Source organism: Sphingopyxis sp., from assembly GCF_036675685.1.
Taxonomy (GTDB): Bacteria; Pseudomonadota; Alphaproteobacteria; order Sphingomonadales; family Sphingomonadaceae; genus Sphingopyxis.
Genome location: NZ_JAKFEM010000034.1, coordinates 48,210 through 74,074, shown reverse-complemented (window position 1 = coordinate 74,074; position 25,865 = coordinate 48,210). Strand labels below are relative to the sequence as shown.

21 protein-coding genes are annotated in these 25,865 nt (G+C 65.6%); 5 read left to right on the top strand and 16 right to left on the bottom strand.

Annotated elements, in window-relative coordinates; genetic code table 11:
* Positions 1-18: 18 nt before the first annotated feature.
* From V6M50_RS14455 to V6M50_RS14395, 13 genes are all read right to left on the bottom strand, one after another.
* Entirely contained in the window at positions 19-1,311 is a 1,293-nt protein-coding gene (locus tag V6M50_RS14455; protein ID WP_443030521.1) for a DUF445 domain-containing protein, read from the bottom strand.
* A gap of 72 nt (positions 1,312-1,383) precedes the next feature.
* The gene (locus V6M50_RS14450; RefSeq protein WP_332819267.1) at positions 1,384-4,800 is read right to left on the bottom strand and encodes an efflux RND transporter permease subunit; all 3,417 of its coding nucleotides are present in this window, start codon (positions 4,798-4,800) and stop codon (positions 1,384-1,386) included.
* A 34-nt stretch (positions 4,801-4,834) separates the two neighbouring features.
* Positions 4,835-6,046 (bottom strand): efflux RND transporter periplasmic adaptor subunit, encoded by a 1,212-nt coding sequence (locus tag V6M50_RS14445; RefSeq protein ID WP_443030520.1) that lies wholly within the window; start codon positions 6,044-6,046, stop codon positions 4,835-4,837.
* Between the two features lie 293 nt (positions 6,047-6,339).
* Positions 6,340-6,609, bottom strand: coding sequence for a GlsB/YeaQ/YmgE family stress response membrane protein (locus V6M50_RS14440; protein WP_332819266.1), 270 nt, complete (start codon positions 6,607-6,609; stop codon positions 6,340-6,342).
* Between the two features lie 121 nt (positions 6,610-6,730).
* Complete coding sequence (locus V6M50_RS14435; protein WP_332819265.1) at positions 6,731-6,994, bottom strand: GlsB/YeaQ/YmgE family stress response membrane protein; 264 nt, start codon at positions 6,992-6,994, stop codon at positions 6,731-6,733.
* A 1,032-nt stretch (positions 6,995-8,026) separates the two neighbouring features.
* Positions 8,027-9,151, bottom strand: a complete 1,125-nt coding sequence (locus V6M50_RS14430; RefSeq protein WP_332819264.1) for a DUF2853 family protein — start codon at positions 9,149-9,151, stop codon at positions 8,027-8,029.
* Between the two features lie 156 nt (positions 9,152-9,307).
* On the bottom strand, positions 9,308-10,297 hold the full coding sequence (gene nadA, locus V6M50_RS14425) for a quinolinate synthase NadA (RefSeq protein WP_332819263.1): 990 nt from the start codon (positions 10,295-10,297) through the stop codon (positions 9,308-9,310).
* A gap of 71 nt (positions 10,298-10,368) precedes the next feature.
* Positions 10,369-11,082, bottom strand: coding sequence for an adenylate cyclase (locus V6M50_RS14420; protein ID WP_332819262.1), 714 nt, complete (start codon positions 11,080-11,082; stop codon positions 10,369-10,371).
* 138 nt (positions 11,083-11,220) lie between these two features.
* Entirely contained in the window at positions 11,221-11,859 is a 639-nt protein-coding gene (locus tag V6M50_RS14415; RefSeq protein WP_332819261.1) for a DUF4230 domain-containing protein, read from the bottom strand.
* Positions 11,856-12,656 carry a hypothetical protein gene (locus V6M50_RS14410; protein ID WP_332819260.1) on the bottom strand — a complete coding sequence of 267 codons (801 nt, stop codon included), beginning with the start codon at positions 12,654-12,656 and terminating at the stop codon, positions 11,856-11,858. Before V6M50_RS14410 ends, V6M50_RS14415 begins: the two co-directional genes overlap by 4 nt.
* Positions 12,657-13,574, bottom strand: coding sequence for an MBL fold metallo-hydrolase (locus V6M50_RS14405; protein WP_332819259.1), 918 nt, complete (start codon positions 13,572-13,574; stop codon positions 12,657-12,659).
* A 138-nt stretch (positions 13,575-13,712) separates the two neighbouring features.
* Entirely contained in the window at positions 13,713-15,401 is a 1,689-nt protein-coding gene (locus tag V6M50_RS14400) for a M56 family metallopeptidase (RefSeq protein ID WP_332819258.1), read from the bottom strand.
* Positions 15,398-15,766 (bottom strand): BlaI/MecI/CopY family transcriptional regulator, encoded by a 369-nt coding sequence (locus tag V6M50_RS14395; protein ID WP_332819257.1) that lies wholly within the window; start codon positions 15,764-15,766, stop codon positions 15,398-15,400. Before V6M50_RS14395 ends, V6M50_RS14400 begins: the two co-directional genes overlap by 4 nt.
* 533 nt (positions 15,767-16,299) lie before the next feature.
* On the opposite strand from V6M50_RS14395, the gene V6M50_RS14390 reads away from it, so the two are divergent.
* Complete coding sequence (locus tag V6M50_RS14390; RefSeq protein ID WP_332819256.1) at positions 16,300-16,674, top strand: glycine zipper 2TM domain-containing protein; 375 nt, start codon at positions 16,300-16,302, stop codon at positions 16,672-16,674.
* Positions 16,675-16,742: 68 nt separating this feature from the next.
* Here the strand turns inward: V6M50_RS14390 and grxD are convergent, their stop codons facing one another.
* From grxD to V6M50_RS14375, 3 genes are read right to left on the bottom strand one after another with little or no spacing between them, the layout of a single operon-like run.
* Positions 16,743-17,075, bottom strand: a complete 333-nt coding sequence (gene grxD, locus V6M50_RS14385; RefSeq protein ID WP_324072344.1) for a Grx4 family monothiol glutaredoxin — start codon at positions 17,073-17,075, stop codon at positions 16,743-16,745.
* Between the two features lie 48 nt (positions 17,076-17,123).
* Positions 17,124-17,357 (bottom strand): BolA family transcriptional regulator, encoded by a 234-nt coding sequence (locus tag V6M50_RS14380; RefSeq protein WP_332819255.1) that lies wholly within the window; start codon positions 17,355-17,357, stop codon positions 17,124-17,126.
* A gap of 5 nt (positions 17,358-17,362) precedes the next feature.
* Positions 17,363-17,689: a DUF1476 domain-containing protein gene (locus V6M50_RS14375; RefSeq protein WP_332819254.1), complete on the bottom strand. Its 327-nt coding sequence runs from the start codon at positions 17,687-17,689 to the stop codon at positions 17,363-17,365.
* A gap of 212 nt (positions 17,690-17,901) precedes the next feature.
* Here V6M50_RS14375 and V6M50_RS14370 point away from each other — a divergent pair, with 212 nt between their 5' ends.
* The 4 genes from V6M50_RS14370 (at position 17,902) to V6M50_RS14355 (ending at position 25,863) form a co-directional block, all read left to right on the top strand.
* The gene (locus tag V6M50_RS14370) at positions 17,902-21,009 is read left to right on the top strand and encodes a CHAT domain-containing protein (RefSeq protein ID WP_332819253.1); all 3,108 of its coding nucleotides are present in this window, start codon (positions 17,902-17,904) and stop codon (positions 21,007-21,009) included.
* Positions 21,010-21,013: 4 nt separating this feature from the next.
* A complete protein-coding gene (locus tag V6M50_RS14365; RefSeq protein ID WP_332819252.1) occupies positions 21,014-23,101 on the top strand; it encodes an adenylate/guanylate cyclase domain-containing protein in 2,088 nt (695 codons plus the stop codon).
* On the top strand, positions 23,088-23,849 hold the full coding sequence (locus V6M50_RS14360) for a hypothetical protein (RefSeq protein WP_332819251.1): 762 nt from the start codon (positions 23,088-23,090) through the stop codon (positions 23,847-23,849). The genes V6M50_RS14365 and V6M50_RS14360 overlap by 14 nt, the downstream gene beginning before the upstream one ends.
* 277 nt (positions 23,850-24,126) lie before the next feature.
* Positions 24,127-25,863, top strand: coding sequence for a ShlB/FhaC/HecB family hemolysin secretion/activation protein (locus V6M50_RS14355; protein WP_332819250.1), 1,737 nt, complete (start codon positions 24,127-24,129; stop codon positions 25,861-25,863).
* Positions 25,864-25,865 lie beyond the last annotated feature (2 nt).

The window sequence follows — 25,865 nt, the reverse complement described above, 5'->3', positions numbered from 1 at the left end:
CCAGCGATTGAGTGGTGGTTAAAGCAACACATCCACGGTGTGGATCAGCACCCCGACCAGCCCGCCGACCAGCGTCCCGTTGATGCGGATATATTGGAGGTCGTCGCCGACGGCATTTTCGAGCCGGTCGGTGATCGTCTTGGCATCCCAACCGCGGATCGTGTCGGACACCAGCTTGAGCGCGGTCTCGCCATAGCTGTCGACCATGCCGACGACGGCGCGGCGGGCGTAGCGATTGAGCGTGCGCTTGATCGCGACATCCTCGCCCAGCATCGTGCCGAACTGGGTGACGAGCTCGCCGATGCGGCCCGCGAGCAGCGTGTCGGGGTTGCGCGCGGCCTTGAGCAGCGCACTGCGGCCCTGTTCCCACAGGCCGTCGAGCCAGCGCTTGACCGCCTTGTTCTCGAGCAGCTCGTCGCGGACCTTCGCAACCTTGGCCTGCACCTCGGGATCGTGTTGGAGGTCGAGCGCCATCTTGGCGAGGCCTTCCTCGACGCGGATGCGCAAGGGGTGCGTTTCGTCGACCGCCATTTCGCTGAGCAGCTTGCCCAGCCCCGCGACGATACGGTTCGAGATGCTTTCGTCGAGCCCGGTAAAGCGCACGATCGCATTGCTGTTGTCGTGCACCATCTGGTGGATCAGATGCTCGTTGAGCTCGAGCGTCTTCGATCCCCATTTCACCATCGCATCGAGCAAGGGCTGGTGCCGACCCTCGGCGAGCGCGGCCTGCAGCGCCTGCCCGAGCAGCGGCGCGACATCGAGTTCGCGCAGCCGGTCGGCGATCGCCGATTTGACCATCCCGCCAAGCCGCTGCTGGTCGAGCGCACCAAGGCCGTCGGCGATGATGCGCGACGCCCCGAGCCGCAGGCGCCCGCCGCCTTCGGCGGGTTGCGACAGGAATTTGCCGACCGCGCCCGCGACGTCGACCGTCTGCATCTTGCGCGCGATCAGCCGCGGCAGCAGGAAATTGTTGAGCAGGAAGCGCGCGAGCGTGTCGCCGATGCGGTTCTTGTTGCGCGGGACGATGGCCGTATGCGGGATCGGGATGCCCATCGGGTGGCGGAACAGCGCGGTGACCGCGAACCAGTCGGCGAGCCCGCCGACCATCGCCGCTTCGGCAAAGGCACGGACAAAGCCGACCGCGGGATGGACATCCTGAAAATATTTGGCGCCGAGGAAAACGAACGCCATGACCACCAGCATTCCGGTCGCGACGACACGGATGTTGAGCCCGCCCGTCGGAACGGCAACGCCCACCCGCGGGGGGTGGGCGCGTCCGGTTTCGATCGGGGTGGAAACGCTATCCGTCATGCGTATCAAATGGCGAAGCACCGCAAAAGTTGCAACCGGCGCTGCGCCCAACCCCCGGAGGGACCAAGCGCGTCACTCGGCGGGCTGCGGCGCAGGCTCTCCGTGCGGCTTGGTGTCGTCGCCTTTCCGGTAGGTCAGCAGGTTGCGCGAGAAGAAGCGTCCGGCCCGTTTTTCGATGCTGTCGGCAAGGCTGAACCCGGCCGGGACGATCAGCAGCGTGAGCATCGTCGACAGGATCAGGCCGCCGATCACGACGACCCCCATCGGGGCGCGCCAGGCGCCGTCGCCCGACAGCGAGATCGCGGTCGGCACCATGCCCGCGACCATCGCGACCGTGGTCATCACGATCGGCTGCGCCCGCTTGCGCCCGGCATCGAGCAGCGCGTCCATCTTGCTGACGCCATGATCCATCTCCTCGATCGCGAAATCGACGAGCAGGATCGAGTTTTTGGCGACGATGCCGAGCAGCATCAACAGGCCGATGTAGACGGGCATCGAGATTTCCATGCCGGTAACGAGCAGGCCGAGCAGGCCGCCGAGCGGGGCGAGCAGCAACGACGACATGTTGACCAGCGGCGACAGGAAACGGCGATAGAGCAGCACCAGCGTCGCAAAGACGAGCAGCAGACCCGACACCACCGCGATGACGAAGTTCATGATCAGCTCGGCCTGCCACTTGGCATCGCCCTGCACGACCTTGCGGATACCCTGCGGCATATTTTTGACCGCGGGCAGCGCATCGATCTTTTTCTGCGCGTCGCCGGTCACGAGACCCGGTGCGAGGTCGGCGCCGATCACGATACGCCGCGTCTGGTTGTAACGGCGCAGCTCGGTGGGCCCGGCGCCAAAGCCGATCTCCGCGACCGATTTCAGCGGTACGGTGGTTCCGCGCGAGGTCGGCACCGGCAGATTCTCGATCGTCGCGAGGCTGCGGCGCGAATCTTCGGACAGGAGCACCCGGATCGGGATCTGACGGTCGGACAGCGAGAATTTCGCCGCATTCTGATCGATGTCGCCCAGCGTCGCGATGCGGATCGTCTGGCTGAGCGCCGCGGTCGTTACGCCGAGTTCGGCCGCAAGGTCCATCCGCGGGTTGACGATGATTTCGGGACGCGGCGTGTCGCCTTCGATCCGCGGCGAGCGCAGTTCCTTCACCTTGCCCATCTGCTCGACGATCAGGCGCGCATGCTTTTCAAGCGCGACCGGATTATCGCCGCCGATGACCATCGTGATGTCACGGCCCGAAAAACCGCCCGACTGGCTCTGGAACGTCACGCGCGCATCGGGGATGGCCGCGAGCTTGGGCTGAAGGCTGCGCTCCCATTCGACGCTGGTTGTCGCACGGTCTTTCTTCAGCGTGATGAAGGCATTTCCGCCGCCGACATTGACGTCGTAAAAGGCCGTTTCGACCGCCGGGTTGTCGTCGAGGATTTCGCCGATCTGCCGCACGATGGTCTCGCTCTGTGCCAGCGTCGAACCCGGCGGCAGCTCGTAGCGGACCTGGCTGTAGTCGCTGTTGATCGTCGGCTGGAACTGCTGCGGCAGCGTCATGAACAATATGATGCTGAGCGCAAAGGCGCCAACACCGATGCCGACGATCCACACGCGATGGTCGAACACGCGCGCCCAGGCGCGCTGGACCATGAATTTCGCCCAATGGGTGAAACGCCGTTGGCGCATGCCCATCGCGTAAGCGAGGGCGCCGAGAAGGATCGCGAGCAAGCTGAGCGCCAGGAAGGTGACGATCGCCATCAGCGGGGTAATCAGCAGGAAATGCAGCGCCGGGTTGGGTGCGTCCTGCCCCGCTGGAACCGGCTGGAAAAAGGAGAAGGTCGAATAGAGGATATAGAGGCCGGCGAGGACGAGCGGTACGCCGAGATAGGCGAGCTTCGTCGGCACGTCTTCATAGCGTGCCTTGATCGCCTGCTGTTTCGTGCTGTCGAGCGTCCAGGCAAGCAGCCGTTCATAGCGGTCAACCCACGGCCCCGACGCATGATCCTGTTCGCCCTGCGCCGACAGGAAATAGGCGGCGATCATCGGCGTGATCATGCGCGCGACCGCGAGGCTGACGAGCACCGCGAAGACGACGGTCATGCCGAACTGGATGAAGAACTGGCCCGAGATGCCCGGCATCAGCGCGACGGGCAGGAAGACCGCGACGATCGACATCGTCGTCGCGACCACCGCGAGGCCGATTTCGTCGGCGGCGTCGATCGACGCCTGATAGGCGGTCTTGCCCATCCGCATATGCCTGACGATATTCTCGATCTCGACGATCGCATCGTCGACGAGCACACCCGCCACCAGGCTGAGCGCGAGCAGCGACAGGCCGTTCAGCGAAAAGCCCATCATGTCCATGAACCAGAAGGTCGGGATCGCCGACAATGGGATCGCCAGCGCGCTGATCAGCGTCGCGCGCCAGTCGCGCAAGAACAGGAACACGACGATGACGGCGAGGATCGCGCCTTCGATCATCGCGGCCATCGAGCTGCGATATTGTTCCTTTGTATATTCGGTGCGCGTGAAGAGGATCTTGAAGTCGACCTTCGGGTTGTTCTTCTTGATCTCCTCGAGCTTTTTCATCGTCTCGTCGTGGATCGTGACGTCCGACGCGCCCTTCGCCTTTTCGATCGAGAAGCTGAGCACCTGGCGCCCGCGGATCTTCGCAAGGTTGCGCTGTTCGGCATAGCCGTCGGTCACCTTCGCAATGTCGGACAGGCGAATGGTGCGGCCGTTGCCGATCGAAAGGCGCGTTTCGCCCAGATCGAACGCGTTCGCGGCGTTGCCTAGCACGCGCACCGCCTGTTCGCTGCCCGCGATTTCGGTGCGTCCGCCCGCGGCGTTGACGTTGGTCTGACGCAGCTGCTGGTTCACCTGGCTGGCGGTCAGGCCATAGCTTTGCATACGCGCGGGATCGAGGATCACGCGGATCTCGCGATCGACGCCGCCCGAGCGGCGAACCTGGCTCATGCCCGGAATCGACAGCAGTTCCTTGGCGACGCTGTTGTCGACGAACCACGACAGTTGTTCGAGCGTCATGTCGGACGCTTCGACCGCGAAATAGGTGATCGGACCGCCCGCGATGTCGACGCGCACGACCTGCGGTTCGAGGATGCCGTCGGGCAGATCGCTGCGGATCTGCTGAACCGCCTGGTTGACGTCGTTATAGGCGCGGTCGATCGGCGTGCCGATCGCGAACTGCACCATCGTTCGGCTGTTGCCTTCACCGACATAGGACGACATTTCGTCGACACCGCTGACGCCGCGAACCGCTGCCTCGACGCGCTGCGTCACCTGCGTTTCCAGCTCGGTCGGCGCCGCGCCCGGCTGGGACACGATGACCTGCACCGCCGGAAATTCGATGTCCGGATTGTCGTTCACGTCCATGCGGTTGAAGCTGACGATACCGGCCAGCAGCAGCAGGACGAACATGACGACCGGCGGCACCGGATTGCGGATGCACCAGGCGGAGATGTTGCGAAAGCTCATGATTCAAACGCCCTTATGCGCATGCGATCCGGAATTACTGCGACGATTTCTGTACCACCGGCTTGACCTTGTCGCCGACGTTGAGGAAGGCGCCGGCCAGCACGACCACGCGTTCGTTGCCGGTGAGCCCCGAGGCGATCGACACGCCGTCGTCGGTGACGGTGCCGACCTTGACCGTGCGGCGCTGGATCAAATTCTTGTTGTCGACGATCAGCACGAAATTGCCTTCGGGGCCGCTCTGGACCGCGCTTTCGGGGAGCATCGGCGCTTGCTCGGTGCCCGACACCAGCCGCGCGTCGGCAAAGCCGCCGGGGCGGAGCGCCGCGCTGTACGGAACCGCAATACGAACCATGCCCTGCCGCGTGTCGGGGTTGATGACCGGCGACACCTGCCACACCTCACCGGCGATCTGCAGGTTGCTGCCGACCGGGCTGATCGTCGCGCGGGTGCCCACGCGCACGCGCTGCAGGTCGGCCTCGGCCATCTGCGCCATCAATTCCATCTCGCCGCCACGCGCCATGCGGAACAGCACGCCGCTGCCCGCGCCGACGATCTGGCCCGTCTCGACCTGGCGCGTCAGCACCAGCCCGGCGGCGGGTGCGACGATGTTGAGGCGGCTGTTGCGCGCGGTCGCTTCGGCATATTGCGCCTGCGCAACGCGAACGCGCGCATTGGCGGCGTCGCGGGTTGCCCGCTTGCGGTCCATATCGGCCTTGGAGATGAAACCGCGCGAAACCAGCGCCTGGGCGCGCGTGAGTTCGGCTTGCGCCAGGTCGGCATCAGCCTGCGCGACGCGGATCGAGGCCGCGAGGCTCGCCGCCTGCTGCGTCTGGACCGAGCGGTCGATGATCGCGAGCGGCTGTCCGGCACCGACCCATTGGCCGGGTTCGACGAGGACGCGCACGACCTGGCCGCCTTCGCCGGCGACACCGACGGGCATTTCGCGCCGCGCCGCAATTGTGCCGTTGGTGGAGATCGTCGCCTGGACCGACTGGCGACCGGGGATCACGACCGTGATGTTGGGGATGCTCGCCGCGCCTTCGCCGCCCGCTGCCGCGCCGTCGGCGCCAGCTGCGCCGCCCTTGCTCGCGCTGAAGGCGTACCAGGTCGCTGCCAGCGCCAGCGCGATCAGCACCAAAGCGACGATCAGCCGCGTCCGGTTTCGGCGGCTGTCCGCCTCTTCGTAAAAGCTCTGGGTCGAACCCGCCAGGCTGTCCATCGATTCCACTTTCCGCTCGTAGTTCACGCAGAATCCCTCCCTGCCCTGTGCGGCATCCAGTGCGGCAAGCGCGACAGCACTCCGCCCCCAAAAGCCCGCACGACAGGACCCAATCCCGTTGAAGGTGTATTACCTAATTAAATCACCACTGGCAAGAGGTGAAACTTTGCCATCCCGCCTGCGCCCCGGGGGAGCGTTCATAAGCAGGTCTGACTGCGATTTCCAGTGGTTACAGGCATGAAAAAGGGCGGCGCGCCTGACGGCGGCCACCCTTGTATCACGGCCGACCCCGAGGGACCGGCCGCCGGATCGGCGTGCGATCAGCGAACGCTGCCGCGCCGTACGAGGTTGACGATGCCAAGCAGGATCACCGCACCGATAAAGGCGGTGAGCAGGGTCATCGGGTCAAAGGCGTCGCCGCGCAGATGACCGCCGCCCAGGAAGCTGCCGAACAGGAAGCGGCCGAGGATGGATCCGATACAGCCGACGATGATATTGAGGAAGATGCCCTGCTGAGCGTCGGTGCGCATCACGATGCTGGCCAGCCAGCCGATGATGCCGCCCATGATGATTGCGATAATCCAAGTCATAAGATGACCCCCTACGATCGTTATAGCCGCCTGACATTGCAGGCATCACATTGGTAACGCAAATATTTGAAATCGCCTAGCGGAATGGCGGCGGTGCCATGAAGCACCGCCGCCATGCCGTTCAGCGAACGCTGCCGCGCCGTACCAGGTTGATGAGGCCCAACAGGACCACCGCACCGATGAACGCCCACAACAGCCCGATCGGGCTGAACGTGTCGAGACTGGCGCCCATGCCGAAGAAGCTGCCGAGGAAATTGCCGAGGAATGCCCCGACGATCCCGACCACAACGTTCAATATGATCCCTTGCTGCGCGTCGGTACGCATGACGATACTCGCCAGCCATCCGATAACGCCGCCGACGATCAATGTGATGATCAGACCCATGATATTCTCCCTTCCTGAACCGGCCGGGCAGACGCCGATACCCGGCGAACATGCGAACGTCCGGTCGCGCCCGGACATCGTTTCAACGATGTCCAGACAATGCTGAAAGGAAGCGAAAGGTTCCCGGCCGGCCCCGATGGGCGCGGCCGGGAAAGTGGGATCGGTTCCTGATCGGGAACGTCTCCGGGTCGCAATATCGGGAGTAAGCAGCCGCAGTTGACCGTGGTGTGACGAATATCACACGCGCAAAAATAAATGCCGGGGAGCTGTCGAAGCCGGGAGCCGTCGAAAGGGTGGGGGCGGCGCTGCGCCGGGCGGCGCCTGCCGCGCACGCGAAATGGGGGCCGACATCGCTGCCAACCCCCACTATCCGGCTTTGCCCCACGTACTCCGCCTCACTCCATCCCGGTCCGCTTCTCTTGCGATCAGCAGCCCGCAAAACGATGCGTTGCGGCGCACGCCGGAACAATCCGGCGACGGTTTGGTCGGCCCCCTTTCGGGGGCCGGCCGCACCTGGAAAGCCCTTCATCATCTCTTCTTGCGTCTGCCGAAACAGTCGCTGTCCAAGCGATGGACTGCATTTCCTGTACCCGATCGGGTCCACATCAACTCGTGGGAATCGCTGCGTTCCGTGATCAGGCTATCGGTCGATTTCCTCGTTGGTCCGGCCCGTTCTCTTCCGGCTAGTCTTGCAACTACCCTTGATGTCCCGGCGGTCCGACGTCTCTGTCGTCCGATGATTTGAAGCTGACATGAAGCTTTCGGGTCGCCAACAAAAAATGATCGAAACGCCGCTCTCGGACCGCTGCGCTTGTGGATAAGTCCGGCATTAGCAACAAGCCTATGCTGCGCAGCATTTTTGTAACAGCCCGGCAATATTTTCGGATTCAATAATCGAACCGAATCAGCGCAGGCGGAGTCGAATCGCGCTGGCCCGGCGCCCGATCGAGTCGCGACTCGGCGTCCCTTGCGCGCAAAAAAGCGGGGCCCGCAGGCCCCGCTTCCCCCTTTGCTCTTGTACGCGAAGGGCGATCAGCCCTTCACCGTCACCTCGACCCGGCGCGCCGCCGCATTGTCGGTGCCCGTCGTCGTTGCCTCGGCCGGCTTTTCCAGCACAACCTTGTCGGCCGCGATGCCGAGTGTTTCGAGCGCCGCCTTCACGCTCTGCGCCCGGTTCTTCGACAATTCGGCGTTGGCCGCGGCATTGCCCGTCGGATCATTATAGCCCGAAACCGCGAGCGTCGCGGCGGGGTTGCTTTCGAGATAGGCCTTGACCGAGGATGCCGCGGTCGAAAGATCGTTCGACACGACCGATTTGCCCGTGTCGAAATAGATCGTCAGCATCGGCTTGCCCTCGCGGTCCGCCGCGACGACGCCCGCGCCTTCGGGGATCGCCGCCGCCGGGGCGGCCGGAGCCACGGCGCCGTCGGCGGGCGTGACCGTCTCGCTGATCGCCGCTTCGTCGGTGGCCGGGGCGACTGCCGCCTCCTGTTTCGAGCAATAGCGCAAGCCAAAGAAAAGCAGCGCAAGCGCGAGCAATGCCGGCAGGAGCCAAGGCAGCCATCCCATGCCGCCACTCGCCTTGTCGCCGTCACCGCCGCCGTCACCGCTCGAATAGGCGGTCTGCGGAACGGGCGCAGCGGGTGGCGGAGGCGCCGCAGGTGCCGCGGCCACCGATGGAGCCGCCGCCGCGGCCGCTCCCGCGCCGGCGAGGCCCGCTGCCGCGAGAGGGGCGGCCGAAGCGCCGTCGTCATCCTTGCCGGCATCGTCATCCGAACCGCCAGCGGCCGCCAAAGCTGCAGCAGCGCCGGCAGCACCAGCGCCAATGCCCGCGGCGCCGCCAAACAGGGTGAGGAGGCCGAAATGCTGCGCGAGGAGATAATAGACGGTGACGCGATTCTTGGTCCGGTCGCCCTTCATCTGTTCACCGACACCGGCGATCGCCGCGTCGAGCGTGGCGTCGTCGTGGGTCAGCCCCAGTTTCTTTTTCAGAAAGTTTTCGCGAACGCGGTCGGTTTCTTTTGTGTCGGTAAAGGAAACAAGAGAGGAATCGCGGTTTCTGAGTGCGATGCCGAGATATTTGACGATCGCCGACACCACTGTTTCGTCGGCGTCCGCGACATATTTCCTGACATCCGCCAGCCAATCTTCTGCCATGCGACCATGCTCCTACCCAGACGCAAGGGTTCGCCGTTCGGCGCTCGCACGGGGGGCGAGACTCGCGCCTTAGGAGCCGGAACTTATATCATTTTCTGGAAATACAACATTTAACCCGCATATCGGGCCGATCGCCTCCCCGGCGCGCTGGCAAACCTATCGTTTGCCGAGGTCGCCCTGGCCGATCGTCCCCGATGCCATTTCGAGCATCCGGTCGAGGCTCTTGCGCGCAGCGAGGCGCAACGCCTCGTCCATCTCGATCCGCGGCTGGAGGTCGCGCAGCGCGATGTAGAGCTTTTCCATCGTGTTGAGCGCCATATAGGGGCAGATGTTGCAGTTGCAGTTGCCGTCAGCCCCCGGCGCGCCGATGAAATTCTTCTCGGGCAGCGCCAGCTCCATCTGGTGGATGATGTGCGGTTCGGTCGCGACGATCAGCGTGTCGCCGGGAAAACTCTTCGCGAATTGCAGGATGCCGCTGGTCGATCCGACATAGTCGGCATGATCGACGATGTGCGGCGGGCATTCGGGATGCGCCGCGACGGGGGCGCCCGGATGCTGCGCCTTCAATTTGATGAGCTCGGTCTCGCTGAACGCCTCGTGCACGATGCAGACGCCCGGCCACAGCAGCATCTCGCGCCCGAACTTGCGGTTGAGATAGCCGCCGAGGTGACGGTCGGGGCCGAAGATGATCGGCTGGCTCTCGGGGATCTGGCTGATGATCGTTTCGGCGCTCGACGAGGTGACGATGATGTCGCTGAGCGCCTTCACCGCCGCCGAGCAGTTGATGTAGGTCAGCGCGATATGATCGGGGTGCTTTTCGCGGAAGCGTTTGAACTGTTCGGGCGGACAGCTGTCCTCGAGGCTGCATCCCGCGTCCATGTCGGGCAGGATCACGATCTTTTCGGGGCTGAGGATCTTCGCGGTCTCGGCCATGAACTTGACGCCGCAAAAGGCGATGACATCGGCGTCGGTGTCGGCCGCCTTGCGCGACAGCTCGAGCGAGTCGCCGACAAAATCGGCAAGGTCCTGAATCTCGGGCTTCTGGTAATAATGCGCCAGGATGACGGCGTTGCGTTCCTTGCGCAGCCGGTCGATTTCGGCGCGCAGGTCGAGGCCCGAGAGATTCTCGCGAATGGGAGCAGTCATGGCTTTTCCTTATCGTGGCTTTTGCCTTGACGATCCCCCTACACGGCGACCCGTGGCAGGGCAACGCGGCGTCAACCGCCGGCGAGCCGCGCCGCGAGCGCGATGACGGGGGGCGTCATCGATAACAGATAGATGGTGATGCGCGTCGCCACGACAACGGCCGCGATGATTTTTGTAGCCGGATGCACCCGCCCCAGCGTGCGCCGATCGTGCAGCGCGACGATGCCGACGACGGCGAGCTGGACGATCCCCACCGGAATGTCGGACCAGCCGATCATCAGCGGCATCGGCAGGATGCGGCCGAGCGCAGGTTCGAGGATGACGATCGTCGCCCCGATCATCAGCCGCCGGTGCCAGTCGGTCATCGCCCGCCGCCGGATCGCCGCCATCACAACGAGCCCGAAGACGAGCGATTCGACCGTCGTCAGCGCGAGGAAATAGGGCGGCGAGAAAAAGGGCGGAAAACGGCCGAGCACCAGCGACGCGACGCCGGTAAAAACGCCGAGGAAGGTGATGGCGGTCGCCAGCCCGGCACCGATCCAGCCGAGCCGCCGGTGCAGCGCAAGATTATCGCGCGTGACAAGGGTCGGCTGAACGACCAGCAGCCCGAGCCAGGCGAGCATCAACGCGCCGTGCGCGTGCACCCAGAAAGGCGCCGCGACCGGATCGACAAAGCCGCGCAGCGCAAATTGCAGGAAACCGAAAATGATGAAGACCGCGAGGCCGAGCGCCATCCGCTGCCAAAAAATTTCGGGGCGCACCGCGCCCTCTGCCGTCGTCGCCATGCCATTTCTCCCCCCTTGGCCGGAACGGGGAACCGATTAGCATAATGAGAGCGGAATATGAACCGGCGCGCTCGCCATTCGTCTCTCATCGATTCCATCATCCCGGCGAAGGCCGGGATGATGGGCAGAGGATATAGCCTAGCCTGTGCCATCCCTCGCGAAACGCGCGGTGACCTTGGCATCGATCCCCGCGGCCTTCAGCGGCATGGCGAAGCTCTGCTCGACGGCGGTGCGCGCGGCGCCCTGCGCGAGCCGCATCGGCGTCGGCCCTTTCGCCTGCTTGATCAGCTCGGCCTGCGCCGCCTTGCGGTTGGCGGCGTCGAGCGATTGTTCGGCGTCGGTCAGCGTCAGCAGGATTTCGCCGTCGCGAAACTCGCTGATCGCGTCGATGTCGATTTCCGGACCCGCGAGCCGCAACGGCGGCAGTGTGACCGTCAGCGCATTGGTCGCGGCATCCCAGTCGAGGTCCGATTGCTTGAGCTTGCCGAGATCGACTTCGTATCGAACCGTGCCCGGCATGATCAGCGTCTTCTTCGCGCTGAGACCCAGCCGGCTCTGCGTCGAGGTCACGACCGCGACATAACGCGCGGTGAAGGGCACCAGGACATTCTGCTCCTGAAGCCCCTGCAGGCTCGCAGCGACGACGGTTTCGGGGTCATAGCCCCGTTGCCAGTCGCGCCACGCCGTCACCGCCCACCAGACGGCGAGCAGCAGCATGGCGGCGGCCGCTAGCAGGATGAGGCGCGAAAGGATGCGGGGCCCGGAAGAAGAGGTCATGGCGTTGTATAAACCGAACAATCGGGCGCCGCACGATCCATTTCATACCGCGACGTCGCGGGGTTGTAGTGGAGCGTGCGGGTATAGCTGCACTCGGGATCGGTCCATTGCGCGAGGTCGCTCTTTTTCAGCTTCCGGTTACTATTGTCTTCGGTGCGCCGCGAGGTTTGCGGATAGGCCGTCGCGAAGCTGCGATAGGTGAGCGAGGGCAGCTCGCCGCCGTCGCCCGGCGCGGCGGCCAGCGTGCCCTTGAAGCTATATTCGTCGTGGCAGGCCTCGAGCCGGTCCTTCATATCCTGTTCGGAGAAGCAGGCGCGGATCATCAGCGAGCTGCCCCAGACGACATCGAGCACTTCGTCGCCAAGCCGGATCGCATGGGGCGCTGTGCCGAGGCGCAGCAGGTGGAGCCGTCCACCCGAGCCCCCGCCGCCCGAATACATCGCCCTGTCTTCCTCGATCACTCCGACGAGGAACTCCGGGGGAAGGCGCGTGCCATCCTCGCTCGTGCGCGATACGGGGACCAGTTTCGGCCACAGGTGCAGCGTCTGCTTGTCCGAACCATAGGGCAGCGCGAGCGAAACCTTCTCGGCATCTCCCGATGCGGGCGAGGAGACGAGCAAATGGCGCGGAGCTTCGACATTTCCCTCGCCGCCCGGCAGTTCGAGGCAAAGGCTGCGGTCGGGCAGGCATTGCGCCTCGCCTTCGCCAGCGACAAGCGAGACCACAACAGGGTCGGGCGCGGCATCGGGTACGGCCGCGGCAGGCTGGGCGGCGGCAATCAGGATCGGCAAGAGCATCTAGGCGAGTTCCCATATTTCGTCATGCGCGCGCACGATACCGCGCGCCTTGAGGTCGAGCAGGTGCGCGAGCACCGAGCGACCGGCGGCGCCGGTCAATCGGGGATCTAGGCCCTTGTACATATGCTTCACCATGTCGGGGATCACAGCCGTCCCTTTTTCGAGTTCGCGCAAAATCTGCCGCTCGCGCTGTTTGCGGTGACCGAGCATGCCGCGCACAAGCTGCCTGGGCTTGGTCACCGCGGGACCGTGCGCGGGATAATAGACGCGGTCGCCGCGATCATAGAGCTTCGACAGGCTCGCCATATAGGCCGCCATGTCACCGTCGGGCGGGCTGACGACGCTGGTCGACCAAGCCATGACATGGTCGCCGGTGAACAGCGCGCCGCTTTCGAGCAACGCGAAGCACAGATGGTTCGACGTATGCCCGGGGGTTGCGACCGCCTCGAGCGTCCAGCCGTCCCCCGAAATACGCTCGCCATCGGTCAGCACGCGGTCGGGGGCATAGTCGGGGTCGAACGCCGAATCGGCGCGCGGGCCGTCGTCACGGAGCGCCAGCGGGGCGCAGCCGATGATCGGCGCGCCGGTCGCTTCGCTGAGTGGCGCCGCGGCGGGGCTGTGGTCGCGGTGGGTATGGGTGCAGAGGATCGCCGCGACGCGCTGACCGTCAATCGCGCGCAGGATCGCGTCGACATGGCCGGTGCCGTTCGCGTCGGGCGGATCGCCGATGCTCATGCCCGATCCCGTCGGGCCGGGGTCGATTATCGCGACATCGCCGCCCGCGCCGACGATCCACGTCTGCGTGCCGGTGAAGGTATAGGGCGACGGATTGGGCGCAAGGACGCGGCGGACCAGCGGCTCATGCTGCTCGCAATCGCCGGCACGGATGCTGTCGGGCCAGGGCTTTTCTTCGCTCATGCCCTTCATGTGGCATCGCGCTCGGCAAAGGAAAAGGGAGCAGGCGTGAAAAAGGGAGCGACATGGGTCACTCCCTTTCCCCGCCCCTGCCGCCGACCCCACCGGGGAGTAAAAGCCGGCGTCGAAGCTGGTCGGGCTTTAGTTGCCCGATTTCTCGATGTCCGCGATCGCCTTGTCGATGTCGGCGGCGACCCTGGCGCGCATCTCTTCGGACATGCCGCGCGCGCGTTCGCCCTCGACAAAGGCTTCGCGCGCCTTCTTGAGCGCCGACAGGCGGGCCGCCTTGCTTTCGGCGGTGTCGCTGCACGCAAACATGGTGACGCGGCTGCGCTTGTTGCCGTCGCTCTCGTCGCGGTTGACGATCGGGGCCGGCTTGTGGCCGTCGCCGCATTTGCCGACGACCATCGCCCTGCCGCTCACCGGCGCCCATGCACCATGTGGCATCGGGGGGAACGGCGGCATCGGGGCCAGCACGGTGCGGAGGCGCTCCTTGCGCTTCGCCTCCAGCTTGTCGGCGATCGCCTCGGCCTGCTTGCCGCCGATCCCCTGCTCCTTCAGCGTCGCGAGAACATCGTCGCGCGACAGGTCACCGGGGGTACGAATTTCGAAACGCCGGGGCTTGGGTGGCTTGCCATCGACGGGGGCCATCATAACCGTCGAGGCGTGGCCGTCGCCCTCGCCATCGCGGCGGATGACGATGCGATGCACTTCGCGTTTCTTGCCATCCTTCGACGTCGCGCCGCTTTCGGTCACATCTTCGTCGCTGTGGGTGACGACCATGACATGCGGCGCGTCGGGTGCGGCCGGCGCCTCGGGCGGCAGCGGAGCCTCGGGCGGCGGCGGCGGTTCGGGCAGTTCGCCCTGCTGCGAGCTGGCGCTTGCCATACTCGCCGGAACCAGCGTCGCGGTCGTCGCCAGCACCGCCAGCGTCGCCCCGCCGACGAGCAGCCGGCCGAAAAGACCGCGCTTCCTTGAAATATCCTGCCGCATCAACATCGTCAGCCTCTCCTGCAGATTATCGTGGACCGCCATCGGCGCCGCGAGCGACAGCCGCGAGCCGACCGCGGCCTTGGCAATCGCGGTCGCATAGCGGGCAGTGCGTGCGCCGCGCGCGTCCTGGTCGGCCATCGTCAGCACGCGCGCGTCGCACGCCGCTTCCTGATCGAAACGAAAGGCGCGGATCGCGCGCCAGGCGAAAGGGTTGAACCATTGCGACGCCAGCAGCACGAGCGCCGCGGCATTGGCCCACAGATCGCCGTGGCGATGATGCGCCAGCTCGTGATCGATCGCGAGTGCGCGCTCTTCGGCCAGATAGCGGGCGAAGAAATCGTGCGGCACCGCGACAAATCGCCGCCACAGGCCAAAGGCAACCGGCCCGTCGACCACGTCGGTCATCACCAGCCGGATCGTGCCGATCGCCTCGAGTTCGACGGCCGCCGAAAGCACCGCCGCGCGAAAGCGATGGTGCGACAGCAACGCCATGACGATGACGGCAGCCATGCCCATCGCCCACAAGATGAAAAGATAGGGTACGGTATCGGCGAGCGACCAGACCGGCGCATCAGGCGAAGCGGCCATGGCGGCATCGACCGGCAAGAGCATGACGGCGCCGGCATCGCGTGCCACCGCGATCGGGACGGCGACGGGCTCGGCAAAGGGCAGCGGCGGCAGCACGAGGCGCAATGCCGGGATCAGCCACAGCGTGTAAGTCAGCCGTGGACCGAAATGGCGAGCAAAGGGCTTGCGCGCCAGCAGCACCGCCAGGACGAGGAGCGCCGTGGTAAGCATCGTGTCGCCCCACAGCTGCATCAGCGTCGCGGCGCTCATGACTTGAGTTTCCTCAGCAAGGCCTCGATCTCGGCAATGTCGATGTCGGACAGGGCCTCGCGGTCGGCGAGATGCGCGATCAGCGGGCTGACGCGGCCGCCGAACAGGCGGTCGACGAAGCGCTGCGATTCCTCGCCGACAGCGTCGGCGCGCTCGATCGCCGGGCTATAGAGATAGCGCCGGCCATCAGCCTTGGCCGTCACCGCGCCCTTCTGGACCAGCCGGGCGAGCAGCGTCTTCACCGTCGCCTGCGTCCAGCCGTTGATCTTGCCGATACGCGAGGTCAGGTCGGCGGCGGTTTGCGGGGCTTCGTCCCACAATGCCGACAGCACCTGCATCTCCGACTCGCTTGCTCGTTCTGCCATGCGAACCCCTCCGATTGGCACCGCTTCCTGCGATGCGACTACAAATGTAGTCAGTGGGCTGAATAGATGATGAACAAATCTGAACGGCGACGCATCCGTCATAAGACCGGTTCATCTGTCGGCTTTTTTTACAGATGCGGGCACCGGTAAGGAATCGCTAACCAGTGCCCCTTGCCGAAATCGGTCCCTGCGCCAAATTGGCACGGCAATTGAATGGTATCGGATGTTCCCGAGTGTTCCGCTCAATGGAGCGGTGGGGGGCATCAGTCTGGTCCCTGATGCCCCCTGCCCCCACCCGGGAAATCCCCACTTGCCCCCGATGCAGACGGGGGGCGGAGCGGCCGAAAGGCCCCGCCCCCCGGACGCTTTCTGACCCGACGGTCGCGCACGCCCCCTTCGCGTCGTTAGCGCTGCCTTCGGACTCAAAAAGCGGCCACACTACCCGCGCCGGATGCGGGAACCCTATCGTTCATCGCGTGTTCCAATTGTCCCGCTTATGATGCGAAACGCCGTTCAGATACAGGAGCATTGACGTGAAACGATTTATTGCTGCGGCCCTTTTCGCCGCCATCGCTATGCCCGCGGGCGTCGCTCACGCCGATCCGCCGCCTTGGGCGCCCGCCCACGGCAAGCGCGCGAAGGATCGCGCAATCTATGACAGCTATGGGCGCTATTACGAACCGCGCAGGCTTTCCAGCAACGACCGCATCTGGCGCAGTCGCGACGGCCAGTATCATTGCCGCCGCGACAACGGCACCACCGGTCTGATCATCGGCGGAGCAGTTGGCGCACTCGTCGGGCGCGAACTCGACGGCGGACGCGATCGCACGGTCGGCACGATCGTCGGCGCGGCCGGCGGCGCGCTTCTCGGGCGAGCAATCGATCGCGGGGAACTGCGCTGCCGCTAAGTCCGACACGCGAAAACAAAAAAAGGGCCGGCGAATCGCCGGCCCTTTTTGCTGAATCCGGCAGGCGTTTACTCGGCGCGCGCCGGAATTCCGGTCATCAGCGTGTGAAGCTCGCCGGCTTCCCACATTTCCATCATGATGTCCGATCCGCCGACGAATTCGCCCTTCACATAAAGCTGGGGGATCGTCGGCCAGTCGGAAAATTCCTTTATGCCCTGGCGGACTTCCATATCCTGGAGCACATCGACGGTTTCATATTCGACACCGAGGCGGTCGAGCATCGCGATCGCACGCGAGGAAAAGCCGCACTGCGGGAAAAGCGGCGTGCCCTTCATGAACAGCAGCACGGGGTTGTCGGCGACCAGCTTGGCAATGCGGTCGTGGGTGGCGGGGTCGGTCATTTCGTGTCTCCGGTCGGCGTCGGCGCGCCGCAAAAAGGGATATGCCCCTTATGAAGGTACGGCGGTCGTCAATTGCAAGGCATGAAGTTCGCCGCCCATGCGTCCGCCGAGCGCGGCATAGACCGCCTTGTGCTGCGCGACGCGGGTCAGCCCGCGAAAGGCGGCGCTGACGACATGCGCCGAATAATGGTCGTTATCGCCCGCAAGGTCGGTGATCGAAACCTCGGCATCGGGGAAGGCCGCGACGATCATCGCCCGCAAATCATCTTCGCGCATACCCATGGCGCTTAGCCCTGCTTGTCCATGAACTGGCGGCGCGCCTCGACCGCCTTGTCGTTCAGCGCGGCACGGATTTCGGCATCGCTGATCTCGACCTGCGCCGCGGTCAGGTCGCCCGCGAGCTTGCGGATGACATCTTCATCGCCGGCTTCCTCGAAATCGGCCTGCACCACCGCCTTGGCATAGGCGTCGGTTTCTTCGGAGGTCAGCCCCATGCGTTCGGCCGCCCATTCGCCGACCAGCCGGTTGCGCCGCGCGATGATCCGGAACTGCATTTCCTGGTCGCGTGCGAATTGCGCTTCATGGGCTCGTTCACGATCGTCGAATCCGCTCATCTTGTCCTCACCGGAATGGAATGATCCCTTGCAGATAGGTCGCGCATCCCGGCGGCGCAAGCGGCCTGTGCGGCAGATCACTTCCCTTTTTAAGGAGAAGGGTTTAGGGTCTTTACCCAAGGGAATGGGTCGTACCGCAGCAATATTAAGGCTGCGCCTTGCCGCAACGATGGCGGCCTGGCGCCTCTATGCTTGTGTTTGGGGGATTGGTGATGACCGCGCGACGTCCGCATTTTCTGTCGATTCTGGCGGCGCTTGCCCTGACCGGGGCGGCGGCGCCCGGAAGCGCGCAGGCACAGGGCACCGACCCGACACTCCGCGACAGTTTTTCGATCGGCGATCAGGGCGGATCGCTCTGCGAAGTGCAGGCCACCGTTCGCGATGGCGTGATCAAGGGCATGTTCGACCGCGCCTGGACGATCGTCTGCCGCGATGCGAGCCAGCCGGTCGGCACCGTCCGACTGCTCCGCACCACCCCTGCCGACGCGCTCGCGCGGATCGAGCAGGGCCGCGCCGGGACGATCCATTGTACCGCGGGCGGCGCCTGCACGGTCCAGGGCAGCAATGTCGCATGGCAGACCCGCATCGAAGCCGATGGCAACAGCGTCTATAGCGTCGAGGGCATCGCGGCATATGGCGACGCGCTGAACCTCGCGCTCGAATCGGTGCGCCAGCGCAAGGTCGTGCCGGGCGTCATCAAGGTCGCAACGACGTCGGTCGGCGGCAACGACGGCTTTGCCCGCACCCTCGCGGGGGCGATCGACGTCGACAAGGCGTTGGCCGAGGGATACCGCCGCAACCATAGCGGCGACTATGCCGAGGCCGCCGAATTCTTCGAGGCGCTGTCGCGTCGCACGCTCAACGAGGAGGCGGCGACCGGCATCGACCCGACCGAATTCACGCTCAACCGCGCGTTGCAGAAATCGAACCTCGGCGAATTCGCTGACGCCGAGCGCCTGCTGACCGAGGTTGAGGCGATCCCGACCAGCGATCCGGTCCAGATGCGCCTGCGCCGCAACTTCCGCGCGATCCATGCGCTGAACCAGCGCGATTACGATGGCGCCGCCGAATTGCTCAAAAGGCCGGTCCCCCCGCTGGCCGGCGCGGTCAGCGTCGAGGGCAAGGCCGTGACGCTGACGCCGGCGATTGTCGCGGGCGTGAACAGCGGCAGCAGCGCCCGCGCAATCCACCAGGCGTCGGACCGCGAACGGCTGGCGCCGCTCGAACGGGCGCAGATCATCGATGCGCAGGCGGTCCATTTGCTCGGCACCGTCGAACGGCTCCGCGGCAATGCGCAGGCGGCAAAATCGGCGCAGCTCAAGGGCTTGTCCGATGCGGTGGCCGTTCGCGAAGGCCGCGTGACCTCGATCATCCGCCTGCGTTCGCAGATGCTGAGCGAGCTGGCACTCGCCGAAGAGGCGCTGGGCGACAAGGACGCCGCCGACGCGCGTTTCCTCGAATCGATCGGCGCGTTAGCGATCGAATATCCCGAAACCAACGCCCTCGCCTCGGCGCGCGCGCGTTATGCCGCCTTCCTGACCCGCCATGGGCAGGACGACAAGGCGCTGGGTATCTACCGCGAGGTCGTCACCGCGCTCGCGAATTCGCAGCGCTCGACCACCGGCATGGCGAACATGATGGCGCCCTATTACCGCCTGCTCGCCAGCCGCGCGGCGACCGACCCGACGGCGATCGGCGATTTCTTCGTGGCCAGCCAGTTGCAGGTCCGCCCCGGCGTCGCCGACACGCAGGCGCTTCTGGCACGCGAATTGTCGAGCGGCAGCGACGATGGCGCGCGGCTGTTCCGCCAGGCGACGACGCTGAACCGCGATATCGAACGCGCACGGATCGAGGATGCGCGGCTCGCGCAATTGCCGGTATCGCCCGAAATCAACGCGCTGCGCGCCGACCTCAAGACCCAGCTCGATAATCTGGCGTTCCAGCAGGCCGAAACGGTCGTCGGACTGTCGGCCTTTCCGCAATATCGCGTCGTCGCACCGGGCAAGCTCGACCTTCCCGAATTGCAGCAGGTGCTGCGCCCGGACGAAGCCTATCTGAAGATGCTAGTCGTCGGCGACGCCGTCTATGCGATCCTGATCGAACAGGGAGGTGCACAGCTGTGGAAATCGGACATTAGCGCATCGGGCCTCGACACCGCGGTCGACACGCTGCGGTCGACCATCTCGATCGTCGAAAATGGCCGCCGCGTGACCTATCCCTTCGACGCGGCGACGGCGTACAAGCTTTACGGTCAGCTCTTTGGTCCGGTTGCCACGCGCCTGCCCGCCGTCCGGCATCTGATCTTCGAACCCGATGGCGGCATGCTGCGGCTGCCGATCAATCTGCTGATCACTGCCGACACCGGTCTGGCCACCTATGAACAGCGATTGCTCGATCCCGATGCCGATCCGTTCGACATGCGCCAGATCGCCTGGCTCGGCCGGTCGACGCGGCCGAGCACGGCGGTGTCGACGCTCGCCTTTCGCAACGCGCGGCAGGCGGCACCGTCGAAGGCGGCGAACCAATATTTCGGCCTCGGCCAGAACCAGCCCGTAAGCGGCACATTGCCCTCGCTCGGCACGCGCGGCGCGGCGGCGGGCGGTGTCGATGGCGATTGCCGGTGGGACGTGTCGCAATGGGCGCGGCCAATCTCGGCCGACGAGCTGGTCACCGCGCGCAATGCCATGGGCCGCGAGGCCGCGACACTGCTGACCGGCGGCGCCTTCACCGATACCGCGGTGAAGAACCGCACCGACCTCGATGACTATCGCATCATCCACTTTGCCACACACGGCCTCGTCACCGCGCCGCGGCCCGCCTGCCCGGCGCGGCCCGCACTGGTCACCTCGTTCGGCGACAGCGATTCGGACGGTCTTTTGACCTTCCAGGAAATCTTCGACCTCAAGATCGATGCCGACCTTGTCATCCTGTCGGCGTGCGACACCGCGGGCGCGGCGTCGGTCACGGCGACGCGCGAGGCGGGCCTGTCAGGCGGTGGCAATGCGCTCGACGGGCTGGTGCGCAGCTTTATCGGCGCCGGCGGCCGATCGGTGATCGCGAGCCATTGGCCCGCGCCCGACGACTTCGACGCGACCAAGCGGCTGATCGGCGGGCTTTTCGCTACGCGCGAGGGGGCGAGCGTCGCCGATGCCCTGTGGGGAACGCAGATGCGGCTGATGGACGACAAGCAAACCTCGCATCCCTATTATTGGGCAGGGTTCGCGATCATCGGCGACGGCGGCCAGGCGCTGCTGCACGGCAATACGGCCACCGCCGCAGCGCCCCGGACGCAGGAGGGAGCCGGCCGCGCGGCCCGCTGATCCCATGACGGCACCCGAAACGATCGATCCCGCGGCGGACGCGGCCGCGCAGGACGGCGAGCGAGCCGCCGTGCCGCTGCGCAAGCGGGTGCGCCGGCTGATCATGCAGCTCGGCCCGTCGCGGATGGCGGCGACAATCCTGTTCCTGCTCGTCGCGGTCCTGATCGCGCGATTCAGCTGGCAGATGCCGCTCCTCGATGCCGCCGAGCGAGCGCTTTACGACGCCCGCGCGACGCTGATGGCGCCGCATGTCGAACAGGACAAGCGCATCGTCATGATCACCTATAATGACGAGACGCTGTTCAACACCGGTATCCGCTCGCCGCTCGACCGCACCATCCTTGCCAATGCGCTGGGTAATATCGATCAGATGGGCGCCAAGGCGATCGGCATCGATATTGTCTTTGATTCGCCGCGCCCCGACGATGCTGTGTTGAAAGCCCAGTTGCGCGCGATGAAGACGCCGACCTGGCTCGCCTATGCCGAACAGGCAAGCAACCCGAACACGATCTTCTATGAACAGCAGAAATATCTCGAATCCTATATCGCCGACGTCACGACCGCGAGGACCAAAGCGACCAGCGTGCTGTTCCGCACCGACGCCGACAGCGTGATCCGCCGCTGGCCCGACCGGCCAAAGCATCTGCCGCCGTTGATGACGAATGCCCTCGCCCCCGTCGACCCCGCACATGCCAATTTCCAAGGCAATATCCGCTTCCTCGTGCCTGCGCGCGCGGCCGAGGGGCAGGAAGAGCCGGTCTTTGCCAATCTCCCGATCGACAGCTTTGCGATGCCGATGGATGCGGAGATGCGTGCGGGCTTTTCGGACCTGGTCAAGGGTCGCTATGTCCTGATCGGCGGCGACATCATCGACAAGGACCAGTTCGACACGCCGCTCAGCCGCTTTCCAGACGCGATCACCGGCCAGCATGAAACGATGATCGGGCTGGAGGTCCATGCGCATATGCTGGCGCAGCAGCTCGACAAGGCCTGGGCGCGGCCCCTGGCGAGTCCCGCCCTGTGGGTGCTCGCGATCCTGATCGTCCTCGCGGGCGGGCTCACCAGCCTGATCGACCTGCGCGCGCGCTGGGTGGCGCTCGCCTTCTTCGGGCAAATGGCGTTTTTTGTCGCCTTTCCCTTCTGGCTGCAGGGACGCGGCGTCGACACCATGACCCTGCCCACCTTCGGCTGGGCGATCGGCTGGCTCTTCGGTTACGCCGCGGTCGGGACCGCGGCGCGCACCGTGGGCTCGCGCCAGCGCGCCTTTGCGCAGTCGGCGCTCGGCAAATATCTGCCCGCCGATGTCGCGGCGCAGATCATGCGCGATCCCGATCAGCTCTCGCTCCATGGCGAGCGGCGCAACATCTTCTGCGTCTTCACCGACCTCGAAGGCTTTACCAAGCTCAGCCATGCAACGACGCCGGAAACCGTCGCGCGCCTGCTCAACGAATATCTCGACCGCCTCTCCGACATCGTGCTCGGGCATGGCGGGACGATCGACAAGTTCGTGGGCGACGCCGTCGTCGCTTTCTGGGGGGCGCCGCTCAGCCGCCCCGACGACGGCCCGCGGGCGGCCGCGGCGGCGACCGCGATGTATGAAGCGGGCGAGAAGTTCCGCGTCGACCTGGCCGAAGGCGTACCGCCGCTCGGCATGACGCGCGTCGGCCTGCACGTCGGCGACGCGATCGTCGGCAATTTCGGCGGCGAAGGACGCATCCAATACACCGCGCTCGGCGACAGCATGAACACCGCGTCAAGGCTCGAGGCCGCGAACAAGGGCCTGAAAACGGGCGTGCTGATCTCGGCCGAGGCCGCCGCGCGATCGGGCCGCGACGACCTGATGCCGATGGGGCGCGTGACGCTGCGCGGCCGCGCCCAGCCCGTCGACGTCTTTACCCCGCGCCCCGATCTCGATCCGGAACAGCGGGCCCGCATCGCGGCGCTTGTCGCGGCGCATGCCGCGGGCGATAAAAGCGCCTATGTGACCTGCGCCACAGCATTGACCGGCGAGTTCGGTCAGGATCCATCCATCATGTTCCTGATAGAACGCCTGAACGATACCGAAAAAGGAGAAAGCTATGTCCTTCCCTGACTTCCGGATGCGCCGCCTGGGCCTCACCGCCGCTGCCGCCGTCATGGCGGTGGCCGTCGTCACCGCCGCCGCCGCCCAATCGATGGTCGTTCGCTCGACCGGGCCTTCGGCGAGCAAATATCCGACCGGCGCCAAGCTGAAGCCCGCCGACAAGCTGACGTTGGTCGCGGGCGACAAGGTCGTGCTGATGCAGGCGGGCAAGACCCGCACCCTTTCCGGTCCCGGCACCTTTGGTGCCAGCGCGACGATCCAGGCCAGCCAGTCGCTGGGTGGCAATGTGACGCGCATGCTGGCCAAGGGCCCGACGATGCGGTCGCGCGGCGGGTTCACGCGTGGCGGACCGAACGATCCGGTGCCCGTCGACGCGCGCGCGCCCAACCTCTGGCTGCTCGACTATCGCGAAGCCGGTACTTTCTGCGTCGCCGACCCTGCGACGCTGATGCTGTGGCGCCCGAATATGGAAGGCGACACCGCACTGGAGATCGAGAGCGCCGGCAAGAAGGCGACCGTCGCGCTCGTCGACGGCGCGAACTTCCGCAAATGGCCGACCGACACGCTGCCGGTCAAATATGGCGTCGACTATCGCCTGTCGGGCGGCGGCCTTGGCTCCCCGGTCACGGTGCGCTTCACGCCGGTCGAAAATGCGCCCGACACGGTCGAGGGATCGGTCGACATGCTGATGACCAAGGGCTGCTCGCCGCAGCTCAACCGCCTGGTCGATACGGTGTCGGAAGCCGAAACAAGGTAAGGTCAGGGTCAGAACTCAGGATCGGGTGACCATTGAACCCACCGGGTCCATCTGGTAACTATCAGAAGAAAAGCTGCCGATCCGTCGGCAGAACCTTTCCTTGGGTCGAAAAATTCGCCCTGCCGGCTTTCGGCAGAGCCGGTTGAATTGGCGCGCTGCGACGATCGCGGCGGCGTTCGCACAAGGGGTGGTGATGATTACGGGGGATCTGGGAAATATTGCAATCGCACGGCCGAAACGGGCCGCGATTGGCAGCGCGCTGGCCTGTTCGGCGGCCATGGCCGCGGCATCACTGCCGGTCGCCGCGCTGGCGCAGGCGACACCGCAAATCCCCACCCGCGAGGAAATCCAGCAACCGACGCTGGCGCCCGTGACCCAGCCGAACGAGCAGGTCGTTTCCGCCGACGACAGCATCGAACGCGCGCCCTGCCCGCTCGCCAACCCCGAATTCGCCCATATCCGCTTTACGCTGCGCGGCGTCGAGTTTTCGAGCGTCGAGGGGATCGACCCCGCGATGCTCGCGCCGAGTTGGTCCGACCGCGTCGGGCAGGAACTGCCGATTTCGGCGGTATGCGACATTCGCGATCGCGCCGCGACGATGCTGCGGTCGAAAGGCTATCTGGCGGCGGTCCGTGTTCCCGCGCAGACGATCGGCGACGGCGTCGTGCGGCTCGACATATTGGCCGCGCGCATGGCGCGCATCGAGGTGCGCGGCGATGCCGGCGCCAATGAACGCCTGCTGCAGCGTTACCTGTCGCGGCTCGACGACCAGCCGGTGTTCAACATCGTCGACGCCGAACGCTATCTGCTGCTCGCCCGCGACATTCCCGGCCTCGACGCCCGGCTGACGCTGAGCCCCGGCGCCGCGCCCGGCGAAGTGGTCGGCGAAGTGACCGTGGCGCGCACGCCCGTCATCTTCGACTTCAACGCCCAGAATTTCGGTTCGCGCGACGTCGGCCGCTGGGGCGGCGTCGCGCGCGTCCGTTTTGCCGGGCTGACCGGCATGGGCGACCTCACCACCGCGAGCTTCTATTCGACCCCCGACTTCGACGAGCAGCAGGTCGTGCAGCTGGCGCATGAATTCCGCGTCGGCGGCGAAGGGCTGCGCTTCGGCGCGAGCTACACCTACGCCTGGACGCGCCCCGACATCGCGGCCTTCCCGATCAGGTCGAAGACGCAAATCGCAAGCCTGTATGCGTCCTATCCGGTGACACTGACGCAGGCGGAGCGGATCACGATCGGCGGCGGCCTCGACGTCATCGACCAGGACATCGGCCTCGGCGGTGTACCGATCAACCGCGACCGCCTGCGCGTGTTCAACCTCCGCGCCGACGCAAGCTGGATCGATCCCGCGTCGATCTCCGGCCGCAATGGTTTCAGCCCGTCGGAGCCGCGCTGGTCCTACGCGACGTCGTTCGAACTCAGGCAGGGCGTCAATTTCCTCGGCGCGAGCGACGATTGCGGTCCGGGGGGAACCGCCTGCTTCCTGCCGGGCGCGGTGCCGCTGACCCGCGTCGAGGGCAAACCCGACGCTTTCCTGGTTCGCGCCAATGCGCTCGCCGAATGGCGGCCCGCCAAATTGTTCACGCTGTCGGCGGCGCCGCGCGCGCAATGGGCAAGCGACCCGCTGCTGGCCTATGAAGAATTTTCGGGTGGCAATTTCACCGTCGGACGCGGTTTCGACCCGGGGACGGTGATCGGCGACAGCGGCGTCGGCGTCGCGCTCGAGGCGCGCTACGGCTCGTTCGTCCCCGCCAACACGAAAAGCTTTGCCGTCCAGCCCTTCATCTTTTTCGACGCGGCCTGGGTGTGGAACGAGGACACGGCCTTTAACGGCATCGATCCGCAGAAACTCTATTCGGCGGGCGGCGGCGTGCGCGTCGCCTACGGCGATGTCGCGCGGCTCGACGTGACGATGGCCGTCCCGCTCAATCGCGGCGGCTTCCTGGCCCAAAAACCCGACCCGCGGCTGCTGGTGTCGCTGACCACACAATTCGGCGTGAGGGCGCGCTGACC